The sequence below is a fragment of the Legionella clemsonensis genome, assembly GCF_002240035.1.
Lineage (GTDB): Bacteria > Pseudomonadota > Gammaproteobacteria > Legionellales > Legionellaceae > Tatlockia > Tatlockia clemsonensis.
Genome location: NZ_CP016397.1, coordinates 291,013 through 309,516, shown reverse-complemented (window position 1 = coordinate 309,516; position 18,504 = coordinate 291,013). Strand labels below are relative to the sequence as shown.

The following is an 18,504-nucleotide window of genomic DNA, read 5'->3' as shown; positions in this document are numbered from 1 at the left end:
CCATTACTATACTTTGATGGATATCACCTCAATAGGATAAGCCCATGAAAAAGCTTATAGAAGTTGACAATGTTTATAACTATGACCATTTAGGCTTTACTAACTGTGTTAGCTATAATGGCATTATTTATATTACCGGCCAAGCAGGCATCGATGCTCAAGGCAATCTCGTGGATCCAGGAATCAAAGAACAAGCAGTTAAAACATTTGAAAATATTCAAACCGTTTTGAAAGCAGCCGGCGCGAGTCTTGCTGATATACTGGCCATGACTTGTTTTATTGTTGATATTGAAAAAAATGGTCCTGCTTTTTTTGCAACTCGAGCAAAAATGATGCCGGTTAACTCCTTCACTAGCGCATCAATAGGTATTTCAAAATTGGCAATGCCAGGACTTCTTGTTGAAGTTCAATGTACAGCAGCATTACCGAGTAAAACTCACTTGTAATTAATTCAAGGGGAGGTTCAGTGCGAGGTATCCCTGCAAAAGTAACTGTAACCTGTTGCAAAGAGATAATACTGACACCTAAAGGCAACTTTCATTGTATGCAGTACGATGGGATGTTAGAGTGGTGAATCATTCAATTCTATCTTTCCTGAAGGTGAAGAAATATAGGGTTTAATTTGGGCTCTATCAATCCTAGTGGAAAGCCTCTATTTGCCAAAAATAAATAACTAACTGCATAATCTCTATAACAGAACCGATAATCATTGGAGGATTAATGGATAAGAAAAGGGAAAAAAAGCTTCATGAAAACAGCAAAAAACAACAAATGGAGGAATTTTCCAGCGATCACAGTGGCCAATTTCTAACAACCAATCATGGACTAAGAATCAATCACACTGATGATTCGTTAAAAGCAGGAGCTCGAGGCCCTACTATCATGGAGGATTTTCACTTTCGTGAGAAATTAACTCATTTTGATCATGAACGAATACCAGAAAGAGTTGTTCATGCGCGCGGCTCTGGTGCTTATGGCTATTTTCAGGTCTATGAATCTCTTGAAGATTTAACCATGGCAAAATTCCTTCATGACCCTCAACAAAAAACACCCACCTTTGTGCGTTTTTCCACCGTTGTTGGCTTTCGTGGTTCTGCTGATACAGTCAGAGATGTGCGTGGTTTCGCCACAAAGTTTTATACTGAGCAAGGTAATTATGATTTAGTCGGCAATAACATGCCGATTTTCTTTATTCAAGATGGTATTAAATTCCCTGATCTTGTTCACTCAATTAAGCCAGAGCAAGATAACCAAATGCCACAGGCATCCGCAGCCCATGACACCTTTTGGGATTTTGTGGCTAATACCCCAGAATCAGCACATATGATCATGTGGGTTTTATCCGATCGTGCGTTGCCACGCAGCTATCGGATGATGCAAGGCTTTGGTGTTCACACATTTCGCTTTGTTAATGCCAAGGGCCACGGACGGTTTGTTAAATTTCACTGGCGACCTTTGCTTGGTATCCATTCTTTAGTTTGGGATGAGACACAAAAAATTGCCGGTAAAGACCCGGATTTCAATAGGCGCGACCTCTGGGAAGCTATTGAAGCTGGCCATTTTCCTGAATTTGAATTTGGCATTCAGGTTATTGAGGAGCAAGATGAATTTAAGCTCGGTATTGATTTGCTGGATGCAACCAAAATTATCCCGGAAGAACTTGTTCCTATCCGTTGGGTGGGTAAAATGACGCTTAATCAGAACCCAGAAAATTTTTTTGCCGAAACAGAACAAGTTGCCTTTCATCCGGGTCATGTGGTGCCTGGCATTGATTTTACCAATGATCCTCTTTTACAAGGCCGCTTATTTTCCTATCTTGATACTCAATTAATTCGCCTGAGTGGGCCTAATTTTCATGAAATTCCCATTAATCGCCCGCTTGTTCCTGTAAGTAATAATCAACGTGAAGGCTATCATCGCATGACAGTTGATAAAGGTAAACAAAGCTATTTCCCCAATACAGTGGCCAAAGGTTGCCCAATGACCGCATCAAGAGCTGACGGAGGTTATCTTCATTATGCTGAAAAGATAGCCGGCAACAAAGTGCGCGAGCGTAGTGAAAGCTTTAAAGACTTTTATACCCAAGCCTCCCTTTTCTACAACAGCATGACTGATCCAGAAAAGAAACGTATTGTGAGTGCGTTTCATTTTGAATTGGGAAAAGTCATGGATAAAGGCATCAGAAAACAGGTGGTTGAACTGTTTAATCATGTGGATGGTGAATTAGCTGAACAAATAGCTCAAGGAATAGGGGTTGCACCGCCTGCATTTAAAAAAGGCAAAGCCTGCGACAAAATAGCCAAAAACCTGAGCCAGGAAACATCTGAACATACCGCAAAAAACAGTATTGCGACACGTAAAATAGCTATTCTTGTTGCTGAAGGTTATAGCGCAACCGAATTAAAGCTGGTGAGAAAAGCACTCGTAGCCGAAGGTGCAGTGTGTGATATTATTGCTCAATTTCAAGGACCACTCAAAAGTGATAGTGGTGATGAAGTGGATGTTGATAAACATTACGCAACCACTGCTTCCGTACTATACGATGCAGTATTTATTCCAGGTGGCAGTCGCAGTATAAAAGTCCTGGCTAAACAGGGCGATGCACTCAATTTTATTAATGAAGCATTTAAGCATTGTAAACCGTTAGGAGCCACGGGGGATGGGGTGGACTTACTGATGTTATCGTCTATTAAAGGAGTGACCTACTCTGCAGGAGAACTCCAAAATGATCAGGGCGTAGTGACTATCAAACAGCACACTGATCTTATGCCCTTTATTGATCAATTTAAAGCGGCTATAGCTCAGCATCGCCACTGGCAGCGAAATATGAAAGACGAAGTCCCGGCCTGATTTTCAGGACTACGGATCCCCTGGTAGTATTATCATCCCGGCATATGTGATGCGGGATGATACCATCTTGCAATCCCTGTTACAGGATCATCACTCCAAGCTGACTAGCGCCCTTACATTTCAATGACTGAACTTCGCTTGATAAAGCGACTTAGCTGCGACGAGGTAATTAGCATTAGCAAACCAATCGCCAGGGTGACCGCACCAATCCAGGCGAAGACGTTGGTGTAAATCATTAAAGATTCAATGCCGGGTGTTAAATTCTCAGGTAATGAGGTAAACGAAGCGACTGTGGCGCCTATAAATCCGGCAATAGCAGAGGTTAAGAACCACATCCCCATCACAAAGCCAGCAATACCATTAGGCACCAGTTCAGCAACCATTGCCACCCCTAAGGCGGATACGAGTAATTCACCTGTACTCTGAAAAAAATAACTGGCAATTAACCACCAAGAGGACACTATTCCCGATTCATCATGAAAATACCTGGCAAAAAATAAAAGCCCAAAGCTGATGCCACAACAAAGCATACCCACTGCAAATTTATAAGGAACAGGAAATGAAATTCCCTGGTGATGCAGCTTCCCATATAACGTTGCTAATACAGGACTTAAAGTAATGATCCAGATTGGATTTAATGCCTGAAAGCTTTGCGGATCAATAGAAATCCCAAACAGAACAGGCGTCACATTGTGGACCGCAAATAAATTTAAAGAGGTAGGCATTTGTTGATAAAGGGTAAAAAAAACCACCGCTTCCAACATCAGAATAAAGGCAACAAGCATCCGCATAAAGGAAACCTGATTTTCTCTACGCATGTAAAAAAAATAAATAGTGACAACCACCACTGTAATTAGCCAGACAAGATTTTTAGCCAGCATCACATGCTGTAACAAATAGGCCGAAATCATCGTCACTATCACAATGCCAGCTATCACTGTCAGCCATTGCCAAAATTTAATTTTTTTTCTATCAGCTATTGTGTTAACTGATACCACATGTCGCCGTTGGAACCAATAATTAGCCAGTCCCAACACAAGACCAATAAAGCTAATAAAATAAGCATAAAAATAACCATACATGCTGGAAAGAGCCGGCCCCACAAATAAAGCAACGGTTGAACCTAAGTTGATCGCCATATAGTACAATGTAAATCCGCCGTAAAGACGAGGATCATTTTCTTCATAGCATTTTGCCAATAAGCTTGAAGGATTTGCTTTAAACAAACCGTTACCAACACACACTAAACCTAAAGCTAAAAAAACATGTTCTTTGTCGGTAATAGCTAGGGAGAGATAGCCCAAGGCGAGTGTAATTAACCCTAAAACAATGGTGCGCTTGGTTCCTAAAACATTATCACCCAAGTAACCGCCAAAGGAAACGAGTCCATAAACAAGCGCAGAAAACGCACCAAAGGTATAATATGCAACGGTATCACTAAATCCCAGAAATCGGATAAAGTAAAGCGTCAAAATGCCCTGTACTGTATAAAAGCCGAAGCGTTCCCAGATTTCCAGCATAAAAATCATATGAAAGGCTCGAGGTTGAGCACGAAACAAGGCGAGCATTTTTTCCTTAATGGTGAGAGGAGGATTAAATTAAACGCTATAATACTTTAGCAATAATTGCAATGCTGCGATTAAGGCAATAACTATTTGCCTTGTGTTACTGATGATTGATGACAAAATCACCTTTTTTATTCTGTAGGCCGGCCACTGTGTCATTTCCTTCCTGAAACAAGGCTGGTGAATGTTTTGACGCAAGTATTTTTTTAATGGTAATTTGATGCAGGTCAACCCCCTTTTCCTGCAGTGCCATAAGCAAGGACTTATCGCTTAACAATTGCTCTCTTTCTTCTACTTTCATTTCAATTTGGCCAATGGAAACTTGAAGCAGTTGCAGATCCGGCTGAATCATTTCTCGGCCCAGGAACTCTCTCCACTCTTCCAGATTAAAAGGAGGCTCAGCTGAAAGCGCAACTTCTTTTATTGTCTGCAAAAATGCCTCCGGATTTTGATGATATTTTGCAGGCTGTAATAATTTATGTTCCAGTTGTTCACGTTGCTGTAAAACTTCCACTTGCTCTTCCAATACATGGGTTGCTTCTGCACCATATAATTTGACCATCGTTAACCCTGTAGACTCTAAATTGTTTATGGGAGAAGGTCTAGTTTGCTGCTCTATTGTTATTGTTGTTTCCTTTTTGCTGGTTAATTTATTGATTAGCCATTTAACCAAATTTATAGCTGGTGGCGTCAGAATACGAGCGAGAATATACGCACTTACTAAAGCAGCAGAAGCTGCTACTATTCCTAAACCAATAACAGGAAAAGCCAGAGAGACTGCTAAACCAATAACTGCAAAAGCAGACACTCCAATAGCCAGCGTTTTGTCAATCACACTGGCAATATTCATTCTGGCTGATTTTTGCGAAAACTGCAGTTGCTTATCATACAGAAGTTGCAGCTCATGTTTTAATCTATTGTAAGAAATTTCAAGCTCGGCAAATTCTTCTATAAATTGCTTAAAATTTTCTGGCTCTTTTTCAATTTTCGCCTGTAATGCTTTAGCGAGTGTTTGCAGATGCTTGAATCTTTCCTCTTGAGGTTTAATTTCATCATCAACTTCACGCAGCGTTTTTTGAATCTGCAGGTATTCTCGCACATGTTTCACTAATAAAAAAACACTACAACCCAAACCAAGAATGGCAGTCACTAAGGCAATCGGAGGGGCTGCGGCAGGAATCGCCAGTGCAATAATGGTAAGGGTTAATAATACTGTCGAATAAAGCCATCGTGCATTTTTATTCAAGGTGACTGGTGGTTCTTGTCCAATCAATAAAGCAGCTAAATAAATTAGAGGAATACGGAAAAAATCAATTAAAGCAAGTCCTAATCCCGCCCATTGAAATCCCTTACCAGCTGTCTCGGCAACACTAACAGCATGTCCTTGAACAACAACTAATTTGCTTATAGAAGTACCCGTACCATTTACACCATGAAAAAAATTGGAAAGTATGGGGAGTTTTTTTAGCAGCAATAAAATAATTACCTTGTCAGGCAGAGGACGTCCCCTTAGGCGCGTATCATGCATTTCTTGCAGCCTTTTTAAAATTTCTATGGGCGTTAAGCTCGCATTTAACACAGTTTCTTCCTCTTGCGATTGAAGAGGCATTTTATCGCCATCGCTCATTGTGTTCTCACTGATTACTCTTGCCTATTGTACCAATTGATCATTAGCAGAAAATTAACGCTAGTCAATCATTAACCAATTTTGGTTGCACAAAACAAAATTTATGAGATTGCGAAATATTACCATCTCTTGCAAGAAGCCCCCTAGTCAACTATATTTTTATATCTTCAAAAAAATAAGTAGTTATGACAAAAAAAGGCCTTTATTTAGCTGGTGGCGGGGCGCGTGGTGCTTATCAAGCCGGCGTACTAAAAGCTATTAATGATATTTTACAGGTGAAGCCACTTCCTTTTCATATGATTAGTGGAGTAAGTGTGGGCAGCATTAATGCGGCTGTTCTCGCTGAAAATGCGCATGATTTCCCTACTGGCGTAGAAAAACTCGAAGCAATGTGGGCAGATATTTCGTGTCAAAAAATTTTTAATGCCAGTAACTATGAATTAAGTAAATCCGTCTTACGAAATTTAAGTCATCTAATTGTAAAGCAGCGTCAAACCGGTCATCTCCTTGATACAAGTCCCTTGCAGGAATTTATTACTGAAAATATTGATTTTGAGCTAATCAGAACTAATATTGCAAGCCATCACCTGGAAGTCATGGAAGTGATTAGCCAATGCTATGAGACACAACAAACCATTTCATTTTATCAGCATTGTGATGCCCCTGATTTTGTTGATTGGCATTATCCGCGTCATATTAGCCAACGTACCACCTTGACCATGGAACATATTCTCGCCTCCAGTGCTCTTCCTCTTTTTTTCCCTACTGTGCGCCTTGATGGATTTCATTACGGTGACGGCAGCATGGGTTTGGTAGCTCCATTACGAGGTTCCATTCGTTTTCAAGTAGAAAAAATACTCATTTTAGGAACCCGGCAATTGCCTGTATTTGCCAACCCCGAACATTTAAAAACTGGTAATATTGGCTTTGCCCGCATTTTAGGAGGGATGTTAAACGGCATATTCCTCGATAATCTGGATAGAGATATTGAAATGGTTAATCGCATGAATGATATCGCCCGGCTTTTATCAATGTGGAAAAAACGCCGTTCGCCCTGGCGTCCTATTGAGACCCTTCATTTAAGGCCTAGTATGGATGTCTCACAAATTGCGCAATCTCAATATAATAATATGCCTACGCTGCTGCGCTTTTTACTCAATGTATTGGGCGCCAAGGATCATTCCGGTGATTTGCTAAGCTTCTTGCTTTTTGAAAGAGAATTCACGCGAGAATTAATTGACCTTGGTTATCAAGACACCCTTTCAGTAGCTCCGGATGTCATTAAATTTTTCGCCACTTAGCCTACCCTCTCAATAAACATTGGTTACTCATGGTACGCAGCGTAGTTTAGCCAAAACAACCTCTGTTTTCACCCTGACACCATGCCAAATAAAGAAAGCTTCTGCTGCTTGTTCAACTAGCATGCCAAGACCATCAATACCTTTACACTGATGTGTCTGTGCCCATTTTACAAAAGAAGTTGCTTCTTGAATGTTATAGGCTAAATCATAACAGTAAGTAGTGGGTTGCAGAATATTCAAAGGTAATTTGAGCGCCTCTTTACCCAAACTGGCGGAAGTTGCGTTGATGATTAAATCGAACTGCCCTTTTAATTCATTAAAACTGCAATAAGAGAGTGTTTGAAATTCCCTATGCAAAATCTCAGCTCTCTCTATCGTGCGATTTGCCAAAGTTAACTGGCTAATACCACTATCCAGTAAAGGACCAATTATACCGCGAGCAGCCCCTCCTGCACCTAACACAAGCACTTTTTTATCGGTTAAAGGAATATAGCGGCTTAAATCTTTGATCAAACCAATACCATCTGTATTGTCAGCACAAAGTATGTCATCCTGCATCCATAAGGTATTGGCAGCTTTTGCCTGCAAACAACGTGCAGTTCTTTTCTTTGCCATGGCAAAAGCGCGTTCCTTAAAAGGCAGAGTGATGTTAAGTCCCTTGCCACCCTGTGCAAAAAAGTTGGATACTTGAAGCTCAAAACAATCCTCAGCCACCAGCTTTTTTTCATAAATAAGTGATAGCTGGGTTTGTTTTGCAAATTGTTGATGAATAAAGGGAGACAAGCTGTGGGCTATAGGATTACCCATAACAGCAAAATGATTTTGCATATCCTACTCTTTTTAACTTTATACACAGAAGGTTTATGGGAGATGACGCAACCCTTTGCAGCAAGGTCCAACTCTCAATCAGTGAATGTCTATTTGAAATTTTCCCCAGATAACAATGCCTTAAAACTCATAAAAGACTTTAATCGCTATCTTGGTAAAAATAAAATTTTTTCACACTACCGCCTGACTCCCTTTCTAGTCGCTCACCCTCTCCATCTCACCTTGTATTTAACCAATTATAATCCCAAACATTTACCACAGATTAGTCAACGAATCCAACGTATTGCCAAGCAGACCAAACCTATTATAGTTAAAACTGGAAAAATTGAAATCAGTTCTAGTAGATATACGATGTTATCTATTTCCAACAGCAAACCTCTTCAGGCGTTAAGTAATAAAGTCGTAATTCAATTAATGGCGTTTCGTGACCAAAGAACTCCAATTCCTTCCTGGGTAAAAAATAATGCAGCCAAGAGGCTTTCTTTTTTACGGTTTGGCAGTCCGAATGTGTTTGCGAATTTTTCGCCGCATTTCTCAATTTTCGCTGCCGATCATTTAACCTCAAAGGATGCCAAAAAATTACAGGAGGCTTTAACTCCTTTACTCAACCAATTTAACAGCAAAAAATCAGCTCTTGATGCGCAGGCTATTGCTATCGGCATTGGTTTAGCCGATGCGCAAGGTCAGATTATGCAAGAACTATATGCTTTTCCTTTGGCTGGATTAAATACCTTCACAGCCTAATGTTTTTTTAAATGCTCATTGCTTGCAGATTTTTTTGAACCAGATGGAGCTTTCTTTGCTGCTGCTTTGCCAGTATTACTGGAAAGATTGGCTATTTCAGCCATTGCCCTTCTAGGATCAAAACTGGAATCTGAAAGCGCAGGATCTAGCAAAGGCTTGGTAATATCAATTGCCGCCCTGGTAGGGGCCATCGCTAGTCTGGTTGGATCAAGTAACGATTTTAACGTTTTTGCTGTATCCAATGTTGATTTGGAGGAATTTTTAACCGTTTCTGTAATAGGTTTTAACGTTTGCTCAAATATCGCAAAGGATTGGCGAAAATAATTAAGTGCTTTATGACCATTTTCAAAGGCAAGATTCACCTGCTTTTCGATAAATTCCTCAGGACTTTTAATGGTCAACAAATCTTCAGCTTTAAGAAATTTAATCTCTTTCAATAAAGCCAAATTAAGCTCGAACATTTCTTGAAAAGGTTTCTGAATATGTCTGGCTATTTCACTCCACTGCTCTAGATATCGCTGATTCATACACCCTCCCTGTCACCTATGAAGTACCTATCTATTTAGTTTAGACCTTACCCCACAATTGGCAACCATAGGCTTGAGAGTTCAGCTTTGATCATGTGAAGATTTAGCAATTAAAATGAAACAGAGACCTAAGCGTAAAAAATTAATAACGACTATGAATGCATTAAATGGCCTTTATGACCGCTATAGACCTAGTCTCTCCAGAATGACGAAGGTCGAAAACGATTTGCTGGATGCAGCAGTTAAAACTATTGAGTACGATAAGGGTGAGGCACCTGTTTATTATCAAGAGGTTATCGTGAAACCTGAAGAATTATCCTCCTTGTGAGTCCAATTCTAAAAGAAAGTAAGCGCTTTGAGTGCATTTATTAAGCAACATCATGCCTGCAATGATGTTGCCAATAAAAACGCCTGTTGAATTAAACTGCTAAGCTTTTAGCCACTATCTCACGCAAATCTTTTGATAATTCAAGAGCAGCCAATTCCTTTAGTTCTTTTTTCATAAACGCTTGCCTTTTTAAATCATAGCGTTGCCAACGGGTAAATGGAGTAGCAAGTCTGGCTGCAATTTGCGGATTTATTTTATCCAAATTAGCTAACATGGCTGTTAAAAATTGATAACCACTTCCATCGTTGGCATGAAAATTTCGTGGATTATTTTGACAAAATGCACCAATTAATGCTCTTACTTTATTTGGGTTTTTAATGTTAAAAGCAGGATGTTTTAATAAAATCTTCACGCGTGCCAAGGTATCTGGTAATTCGCTACTTGCCTGAATTGCAAACCACTTATCCAGTACGAGCTCATCCTGAGACCATTGCTGATAAAAACGGTCAATTGATTGCTCTCGTGAAAAAGCATCAGAGCAATTATTAAGCAATGAAAAACTGGCTACTTGATCAGTCATGGTCTGGGATTTGATAAACTGCTGCTGGCATAAATGTAAGCTATGCTCTTCATCTGATTTCATCATAAGCCACAAACAAATATTTCTTAATTGTCTTTGTCCATAAGCCTGTGCATTCATGGCGTGAGTTTCAACTTGCCACAAACGCTGATAGAGCGCATGGGCCTCCTCCAATAAATACAAGCCCAGCTCCTTGCGGAAAAAATCACGTGCAGCTTCAACTGCATCCACGTCAACTGTGGTTAAACAAGCTGCAACTTCTTCAAATGCGGGCGGCATGAGAATTTGGGCTCGAAGCGCATGATCAAGTGATTCATCCATTAAAACATGGCGATAAGCCGCAAGTAGTGCTTCTGGTATACTCCATTCTTTTGGCGGTGAATTAAAATATACGGCCATGCAATTGAGGGCTAACCGCTGAGCAGCATCCCATTTGGCAAAACCATCTGACTCAAAACGTAACAAAGCCAATAATTCGTTTTCATCCTGTTGCAAATGCAATTTTATTGGTGCTGAAAAATCTCGTAGCAATGAAACAACGGGCTCTTCTTTCAGTCCACTAAAGCTAAATACCTGCTCCGATTCCTTTAACTCTAAAATCTCTTTTTCAATGGGTAGTTGCAAGCCTTTTTTATTCAATAAAGCCACACGAATAGGAATATGGAAGGGTTTTTTGTCAGTACATTCCGGCGTCGGTGGACAAGTTTGTTTCATGGTTAAAGTGAGCGTATCACCACTAAAATGTCTAGAAACATGCACTTCTGGTGTTCCAGCCTGACTATACCATCGTTTAAATTGGGTAAAATCAACCTGATTGGCATCTTCCATCGCCGCGACAAAATCATCAATGGTTACTGCCTGACCATCATGCCGTGCAAAATACAAATCCATGCCACGACGAAAGCCTTCCTTGCCTAATAAAGTGTGCTGCATACGAATTACTTCAGCACCTTTATTGTAAACAGTCGCCGTGTAGAAGTTATTAATCTCCTGGTAAGAGTCAGGTCTGACAGGATGGGCCATAGTGCCAGCATCTTCGGGGAACTGAGTATTACGTAATACTTTAACATCTTGAATGCGATTCACATCACGAGAATTCATATCGCGCGAGAACTCTTGATCACGGAAAACAGTTAATCCCTCTTTGAGACTCAGTTGAAACCAATCGCGACAGGTGACACGATTCCCGGTCCAGTTATGGAAATATTCATGACCTACAACACCTTCTATATCAGTAAAATCTTGATCAGTTGCGGTATCTGGTCGCGCCAAAATATATTTGGAATTGAAAATGTTTAATCCCTTGTTTTCCATCGCACCCATATTAAAATCACTGACAGCAACAATCATAAAAATGGATAAATCATATTCACGACCATACACTTCTTCATCCCAACGCATTGCCCGCTTTAATGAAGCCATCGCGTGAGCACATTTGTCCTCATTTCCAGGTTCTACATAAAGGCGCAAATCAACTTGCTTACCAGTACATGTTACAAAGCTGTCTTTAATACAAGCTAAATCACCTGCTACTAAAGCAAAGAGGTAAGAAGGTTTTTTAAATGGATCCTGCCATTTAACCCAGTGGCGCCCATCCGGTAACTCACCAGAGCCAATTAAATTACCATTGGAAAGTAAAACAGGGTACTTGTGTTTATCTGCAGTAATCCGAGTGTTGTAAGGTGCTAAAACATCCGGTCTATCTGGAAAAAAGGTAATCCGTCGAAATCCCTCCGCCTCACATTGGGTACAGAATAGATGGTTGGAACGATAAAGGCCTGATAATTGAGTATTTTCTTGCGGGCGTATACGAGTAACGATAGTTAAACTGAACTCGTCAGGACAATCTTTAATGAATAAATCCCCATCCTGTAACTCATAATTTGCCTCAGTAAGTTGCTGATTATTCCTATGCACACTAACTAATTCCAATTCATCACCGTACAAATGCAACACACCTGGATGCTGGCGTTTTAATTCCAATTGACTAGTAATCAATGCATGATCATCATAGAGGTCAAAATTAAGTGCTACACTATTAACCGCAAAAACAGGAGGTTGATAATTTTTTAGATAGATTGTCGTGTCTGGCATGGAGTTTGCTCCTAATCTTGCTATAAATTGAAAATATTAAAATAATAGATTGAATTTTTTATTAAATTTCTGACTAAACTATGTGACTAGGGACTATAATAAGTTTAGATAGTGTCTCGCTTTTAGGGGCGAAATGCAAAAATTTTGAGGTTTAAAGAAAAGCTTTCTTTTCCCATAACAGGCAGGGATTAGTACAAGGGGAGACTTATGAATACACAAGATTTTTTAGCAGGTTATACGCAACGCTTCGTTGATAATAAGGAAGAAGAGTTAACCCTGAACGAATACCTGGAGCTGTGTCGCACAGATCCTTCTGCCTACGCTAATCCAGCTGAGCGTTTGCTAATGGCTATTGGCGAACCTGAACGAATTGATACACGCCACGACCCCGTGCTCTCCCGTCTTTTCTCAAACAAAGTCATTCATCAATACCCTGTATTTAAAGAATTTTTTGGTATGGAAGAACCTATTGAGCAAATTGTAGGCTTTTTAAGACACTCCGCTCAAGGGCTTGAGGAAACAAAGCAGGTTCTTTATCTTTTGGGTCCTGTAGGAGGCGGTAAGTCCTCTTTGGCAGAAAAATTGAAAGATCTTATGCAAAAAGTTCCCTTTTACGCGATCAAAGGCTCACCTGTATTTGACTCACCCCTTTCCTTGTTTGATCCTGAGGAGGACGGTGAATTGCTTTTTGAGCGGTTTGGCATTCCCACGCGTCATCTGCGTTATGTGATGTCCCCTTGGGCAGTTAAACGCTTGCAAGAATATAACGGCGACATTAGTCAATTTAAAATAGTGAAAGTAAGACCTTCTCGTTTAAAACAAATAGCCATTGCCAAAACCGAACCTGGGGATGAAAACAATCAAGACATTTCTTCTCTCGTTGGTAAAGTGGATATCCGCAAACTTGAAGAGTTTTCTCAAGATGACCCCGATGCTTATAGCTACTCAGGAGGTCTATGTCGCGCTAACCGTGGGTTATTAGAATTTGTAGAAATGTTTAAAGCGCCAATTAAAGTCCTTCATCCCCTGCTAACAGCAACTCAGGAAGGAAATTACAATGCAACAGAAGGTTTATCAGCAATTCCCTTTGAAGGCATTATCCTGGCACACTCAAACGAAGCGGAATGGCAATCTTTTCGTAATAACAAAAACAATGAGGCCTTTATTGATCGCATCAACATTGTCAAAGTTCCTTATTGCCTGCGCGTTTCAGAGGAATTAAAAATCTACAAAAAACTCGTCGACCATAGCTCATTGAAGGAAGCACCTTGTGCTCCTGGAACTCTGGATATGCTTGCTCAATTTTCTGTACTAACTCGTCTAAAAGAACCACAAAACTCAAGTATCTATTCCAAAATGCGCGTCTATAACGGCGAAAGTTTAAAGGATACTGATCCAAAGGCCAAATCTTACCAGGAATATCGTGATTTTGCCGGTGTTGATGAAGGCATGAGCGGCATCTCTACACGCTTTGCATTTAAAATTTTGTCCAAAGTGTTCAATTTTGATCACAGCGAAATAGCAGCCAATCCAGTGCACTTGCTGTACGTCCTTGAGCGGCAAATTGAGCAAGAACAACTCCCGCAGGAACTTCATGAAAAATATCTGACCTTTTTAAAAGAATACCTGACACCAAAGTACGTTGAATTTATCGGGAAAGAGATACAAACCGCCTATCTCGAGTCATATTCTGAATACGGACAGAATATTTTTGATAGATACATTACCTATGCTGATTTTTGGATTCAGGATCAAGATTATCGTGATCCAGACACTGGAGAAATTTTTGATCGAGCTTCATTAAATATGGAACTGGAGAAAATTGAAAAACCTGCGGGTATTTCAAATCCCAAAGACTTCCGCAATGAAGTGGTTAATTTCGTCCTTAGAGCTCGGGCTAACAATCATGGAAAAAATCCCGTATGGAACAGTTATGAGAAATTAAAAACGGTTATTGAGAAAAAAATGTTTACCAATACGGAAGATTTATTACCAGTAATTTCCTTTAATGCCAAAGCCTCTGAGGATGATAAGAAAAAACATGAAGAATTTATTGCTCGCATGGTAGACAAGGGCTATACCCGCAAGCAAGTCAGGTTATTGTGCGAATGGTATTTGCGAGTACGTAAGTCACAATAACGACATGTCTAGCTTGTCTTAATAGCCGGTCTATTGATGCTCTTTTAGATTAAGATGAGCGATGAATAAGGATTCTGGTTATGTCGCAAATAATTGATAGACGGCTAAATGCTGGTAAAAAAAGCACAGTTAACCGCCAGCGTTTCTTACGCCGCTACAAGAATCAGATCAAGCGAGCCGTTTCTGACGCAGTCGGCAAGCGTAGTATTACAGAAATTGACCAGGGCGAAGAAATTAGTATTCCTGCGCGCGATATTTCTGAACCTCGCTTTTATCGTGGTCAAGGAGGATGCATTGAGCGCATTCTTCCGGGTAATGATGAATTCTTAGCCGGCGATCGAATTAAGCGTCCATCCGGTGGGGCTGATGGTGGGGGCGGAGGCCAGGCTAGTAATTCCGGTGAAGGAGAAGATGAATTTGTCTTTCAACTCTCTCGTGAGGAATTTTTAGATCTTTACTTTGAAGATTTGGAATTACCCGATCTTGTCAAAAAAGAGCTGGCCAAAATGACCACCTATAAAACCATTCGTGCTGGAGTTACCAGCAGTGGTATTCCCACAAATATTAACGTGGTACGCTCTATGCGGCAGGCTACTGGGCGCCGTATGGCTTTAGCTTCTCCCTATAAACGACAGCTACGTCAGGCAGAAGAAGAGCTGGAACAATTAGAAGCAAACCCAAATGCGAAAAAAATTGATATCTTGCGGCTGAAAAGAGACATTGATTTTTTCAAGAAAAAAATTAAAGCCGTTCCTTTTATTGATACCATTGATTTACGCTATAATAATCGAATTCGCATTCCTTCGCCTTCAACACAGGCAGTGATGTTTTGCGTCATGGATGTTTCGGGGTCGATGGATGAAGCAAAAAAAGATATTGCCAAACGTTTTTTTATTCTGCTTTATCTTTTCCTGACAAAAAATTATGAAAAAATCGAATTGGTCTTCATACGTCATCACACCTCAGCTAAAGAAGTGAATGAAGAGGAGTTCTTTTATTCTCGCGAAACTGGTGGTACAGTCGTATCCAGTGCGTTGGAATTGTTATCGACTATTATTGAAGCCCGCTATCCTCCTTCTGCCTGGAATATTTATGTGGCTCAAGCCTCAGATGGTGACAACTGGAATGCTGACTCTCCCTACTGCCAAGAGTTACTACAAGAAAAAATTATGCCTTTACTGCAGTATTTTGCGTATATAGAAATTATGCCACGCCACCATCAAAGTCTTTGGGAAGTATACCAGCAGGTACGTAATTCCTATTCAAATTTTGCGATGGAAAATATTGATAATGTCGCCGATATTTATCCGGTTTTTCGGGAATTATTCAAAAGGAAGACCACATGAGAAAAAAACCTTTATCGACTGGAGCTGAATGGACCTTTGAACTTATTCAAGCTTATGATAAAGAAATTGCTCGGCTGGCAAAAGATTTTAAGCTTGATACCTACCCTAACCAAATTGAAATAATTTCAGCTGAGCAAATGATGGATGCTTATGCCTCTGTAGGTATGCCTATTGGTTATCATCACTGGTCATTTGGAAAACATTTTGTCGGTGTGGAAAAAAGTTATAAGCGCGGCCAAATGGGTCTGGCCTATGAACTAGTCATTAATTCAAATCCCTGCATTTCCTACCTGATGGAAGAAAATACAATAGCCATGCAAGCGCTAGTCATTGCGCATGCCTGTTATGGTCATAATTCCTTTTTTAAAAATAATTACCTCTTTAAAATGTGGACTTCAGCGGATGCAATTATTGATTATCTGGTCTTTGCCAGAAACTACATCAGTGAATGTGAACAGCGCTATGGTATTGATGAAGTGGAAGCTATTCTTGATGCCTGCCACGCATTAATGAACTACGGTGTTGATCGATACAAACATCCTGCCACACTGTCTATTCAGGAAGAGAAAATTCGTCAACAAAATCGCGAAATTTATCTGCAATCCCAAGTGAATGAACTGTGGCGGACGATTCCCCAAAGTAAGCAAGTTGATGAAAATGGTCATAAGAAACGCTTTCCTGAGGAGCCTCAGGAAAACATTTTATATTTTATTGAAAAAAATGCACCTTTATTGAAGCCCTGGCAACGTGAGATTGTGCGTATTGTAAGAAAAATTGCTCAGTATTTTTACCCGCAGGGTCAGACTAAAGTGATGAACGAAGGTTGGGCCTGTTTTTGGCATTATACTTTATTAAATGCACTGTATGATGAAGGTTTGGTTACCGATGAATTTATGATTGAAGTATTGCAAAATCATACCAATGTTATTATGCAACCTCCCTTTAACAGCCCTTATTTTACCGGTATAAATCCTTATACTCTTGGCTATCACATGATGCAGGACATTAAACGCATTTGTGAAAATCCTACAAAAGAAGATGAGCAATGGTTTCCTTATTTGGCTCATACAGATTGGCTTTCCAGTCTTGATAAAGCCATGCGCAACTTTAAAGACGAGAGTTTTATTGCTCAATATTTGTCTCCTGGCTTGATTCGTGAACTTAAATTGTTTTACATCATCGACGATGACAGACAACCTGATCTTTATGTCGGCGCCATCCATGATGAATCAGGCTATCAAATTATTCGTGAAGCCTTATCCAGACAATACAATCTAGGTTATCTTGAACCAGATATTCAGGTTTATTCTGTTGACATGGAGGGCGATCGTTCTTTAACCCTGCGCTACACGCAACACAACCGTGTTCCTCTTGGAGAAAGTACTACCGAAGTTTTAAAACACTTATATACTTTATGGAAATTTCCGGTGGCACTTCATGCAATCGATGAAACAGGACAAATTACTGCCGAATATTATTGTCCGCCACCCCCGGCAAAAAACTCCCCCTCTAAAGATAGGCACTAAGCGACTGAAATGCCGCTAGCTTTTAAAGCTTGAGAATTAAAGCATTCTCTTCTATCTCTGTCTTTGTTCCAAATTCGGCACAAAGAGTATGCATACGTTCAGCAATAAAATTAAATTGTGTTTTATTCGCAGGCTGCGCCTGGCAATAACTGATAAAAATGGGATGAAGTTTTAAGCTTGTCATTGTCTTTTCAGTAATTTCCAATTCAAAGAGAAGTTGATGATCATTCTTAAATTGCGGGTCAACATAATAATCGTCCACCAAATCACCCGCAGCATAAATAATAGGCACCCTGTTATAAATTTCAATCCCGTGAAAAACGTGAGCGCTATGGCCAAAAATTAATTGATACCCCATGTCAACGGCCGCATGGGCAAGCTTTCTATATTCTTTTGCAGGGCGCAGCACCATGTTTGGCCCCCAGTGTAATGACAAAATTGGCCATGTTACCTCTAAGCATTGCATTTGTTGCAAACTGCACTCGAAGTGCTTTAATGCCTTTCTTTCATTTTTAAGTTCAAGATAAGCCATTCCTGGCTGCGTGGCGGTAGCACTAAAATCAAGTTGATGATCGCAAAAAGCTGCCATGCCAACTTTATGAGATTTTATTTGAACAGCAGCCGGTTTATAAGCTTCAATTTCATTATGCCCAGCTCCTGCATAAACAATATTTTCCTGATTAAGAGAATCCAAAGTATCTAGCAACCCTTCTCTATCAAAATCAAGAATATGATTGTTGGCAAGACTAACCAGCTTTACACCGCAGTTCGCAAGTATTCTTGCCGCTTCAGGTGGCGCACCAAAATAGAAAGCCTTTTCAGCACCAGACCAATGATAAGGATAGGTGGTAATCGCACATTCCAGATTCACGATGACCCCATCCACTGGACGCAATAAAGGAGCAATTTTACCTAAAGGATAATCTATCCCCTCTAACCTAATTGCTTCCTTAACCAGCCGTCCCAGCATCACATCACCGCCTAGCATGAGGCGAGTTACCGCTTTGGCATTCATTATAACTCAGTGATTTATCTCTTCTAAAATTATA

The 18,504-nt window shown here is 40.2% G+C and carries 14 protein-coding genes; 8 read left to right on the top strand and 6 right to left on the bottom strand.

The features are described 5' to 3' along the window. Positions 1-44 precede the first annotated feature (44 nt). Positions 45-446 carry a Rid family hydrolase gene (locus clem_RS01320; protein ID WP_094089961.1) on the top strand — a complete coding sequence of 134 codons (402 nt, stop codon included), beginning with the start codon at positions 45-47 and terminating at the stop codon, positions 444-446. Between the two features lie 274 nt (positions 447-720). Then, positions 721-2,850 (top strand): catalase, encoded by a 2,130-nt coding sequence (locus clem_RS01315; RefSeq protein WP_094089960.1) that lies wholly within the window; start codon positions 721-723, stop codon positions 2,848-2,850. Between the two features lie 113 nt (positions 2,851-2,963). Here the strand turns inward: clem_RS01315 and clem_RS01310 are convergent, their stop codons facing one another. Both clem_RS01310 and clem_RS01305 read right to left on the bottom strand, forming a co-directional pair. Next, the gene (locus clem_RS01310; protein ID WP_094089959.1) at positions 2,964-4,418 is read right to left on the bottom strand and encodes an oligopeptide:H+ symporter; all 1,455 of its coding nucleotides are present in this window, start codon (positions 4,416-4,418) and stop codon (positions 2,964-2,966) included. A 97-nt stretch (positions 4,419-4,515) separates the two neighbouring features. Further along, the gene (locus clem_RS01305; protein WP_094089958.1) at positions 4,516-6,042 is read right to left on the bottom strand and encodes an AAA family ATPase; all 1,527 of its coding nucleotides are present in this window, start codon (positions 6,040-6,042) and stop codon (positions 4,516-4,518) included. A gap of 185 nt (positions 6,043-6,227) precedes the next feature. On the opposite strand from clem_RS01305, the gene clem_RS01300 reads away from it, so the two are divergent. After that, entirely contained in the window at positions 6,228-7,343 is a 1,116-nt protein-coding gene (locus clem_RS01300) for a patatin-like phospholipase family protein (RefSeq protein WP_094089957.1), read from the top strand. Between the two features lie 27 nt (positions 7,344-7,370). Here the strand turns inward: clem_RS01300 and aroE are convergent, their stop codons facing one another. Further along, positions 7,371-8,171: a shikimate dehydrogenase gene (gene aroE / locus clem_RS01295; protein WP_094089956.1), complete on the bottom strand. Its 801-nt coding sequence runs from the start codon at positions 8,169-8,171 to the stop codon at positions 7,371-7,373. A gap of 42 nt (positions 8,172-8,213) precedes the next feature. On the opposite strand from aroE, the gene clem_RS01290 reads away from it, so the two are divergent. Next, positions 8,214-8,915 carry a 2'-5' RNA ligase family protein gene (locus tag clem_RS01290; RefSeq protein ID WP_157698140.1) on the top strand — a complete coding sequence of 234 codons (702 nt, stop codon included), beginning with the start codon at positions 8,214-8,216 and terminating at the stop codon, positions 8,913-8,915. Here clem_RS01290 and clem_RS01285 read toward each other — a convergent pair. Next, positions 8,912-9,442, bottom strand: a complete 531-nt coding sequence (locus tag clem_RS01285; RefSeq protein ID WP_094089955.1) for a phasin family protein — start codon at positions 9,440-9,442, stop codon at positions 8,912-8,914. The genes clem_RS01290 and clem_RS01285 overlap by 4 nt on opposite strands. 115 nt (positions 9,443-9,557) lie before the next feature. Here clem_RS01285 and clem_RS01280 point away from each other — a divergent pair, with 115 nt between their 5' ends. Next, on the top strand, positions 9,558-9,770 hold the full coding sequence (locus clem_RS01280; RefSeq protein ID WP_094089954.1) for a hypothetical protein: 213 nt from the start codon (positions 9,558-9,560) through the stop codon (positions 9,768-9,770). Between the two features lie 91 nt (positions 9,771-9,861). Here the strand turns inward: clem_RS01280 and pepN are convergent, their stop codons facing one another. Next, positions 9,862-12,444, bottom strand: a complete 2,583-nt coding sequence (pepN, locus tag clem_RS01275; protein ID WP_094089953.1) for an aminopeptidase N — start codon at positions 12,442-12,444, stop codon at positions 9,862-9,864. Between the two features lie 207 nt (positions 12,445-12,651). Between pepN and clem_RS01270 the strand changes: the two genes are divergently transcribed. The 3 genes from clem_RS01270 (at position 12,652) to clem_RS01260 (ending at position 17,455) form a co-directional block, all read left to right on the top strand. Next, the gene (locus clem_RS01270) at positions 12,652-14,583 is read left to right on the top strand and encodes a PrkA family serine protein kinase (protein ID WP_094089952.1); all 1,932 of its coding nucleotides are present in this window, start codon (positions 12,652-12,654) and stop codon (positions 14,581-14,583) included. An 80-nt stretch (positions 14,584-14,663) separates the two neighbouring features. Next, a complete protein-coding gene (locus clem_RS01265) occupies positions 14,664-15,929 on the top strand; it encodes a YeaH/YhbH family protein (protein ID WP_094089951.1) in 1,266 nt (421 codons plus the stop codon). After that, on the top strand, positions 15,926-17,455 hold the full coding sequence (locus clem_RS01260) for a SpoVR family protein (RefSeq protein ID WP_094089950.1): 1,530 nt from the start codon (positions 15,926-15,928) through the stop codon (positions 17,453-17,455). The genes clem_RS01265 and clem_RS01260 overlap by 4 nt, the downstream gene beginning before the upstream one ends. Before the next feature lie 22 nt (positions 17,456-17,477). Here clem_RS01260 and clem_RS01255 read toward each other — a convergent pair whose 3' ends face one another. Then, positions 17,478-18,470 carry a CapA family protein gene (locus clem_RS01255; RefSeq protein WP_094089949.1) on the bottom strand — a complete coding sequence of 331 codons (993 nt, stop codon included), beginning with the start codon at positions 18,468-18,470 and terminating at the stop codon, positions 17,478-17,480. Positions 18,471-18,504 lie beyond the last annotated feature (34 nt).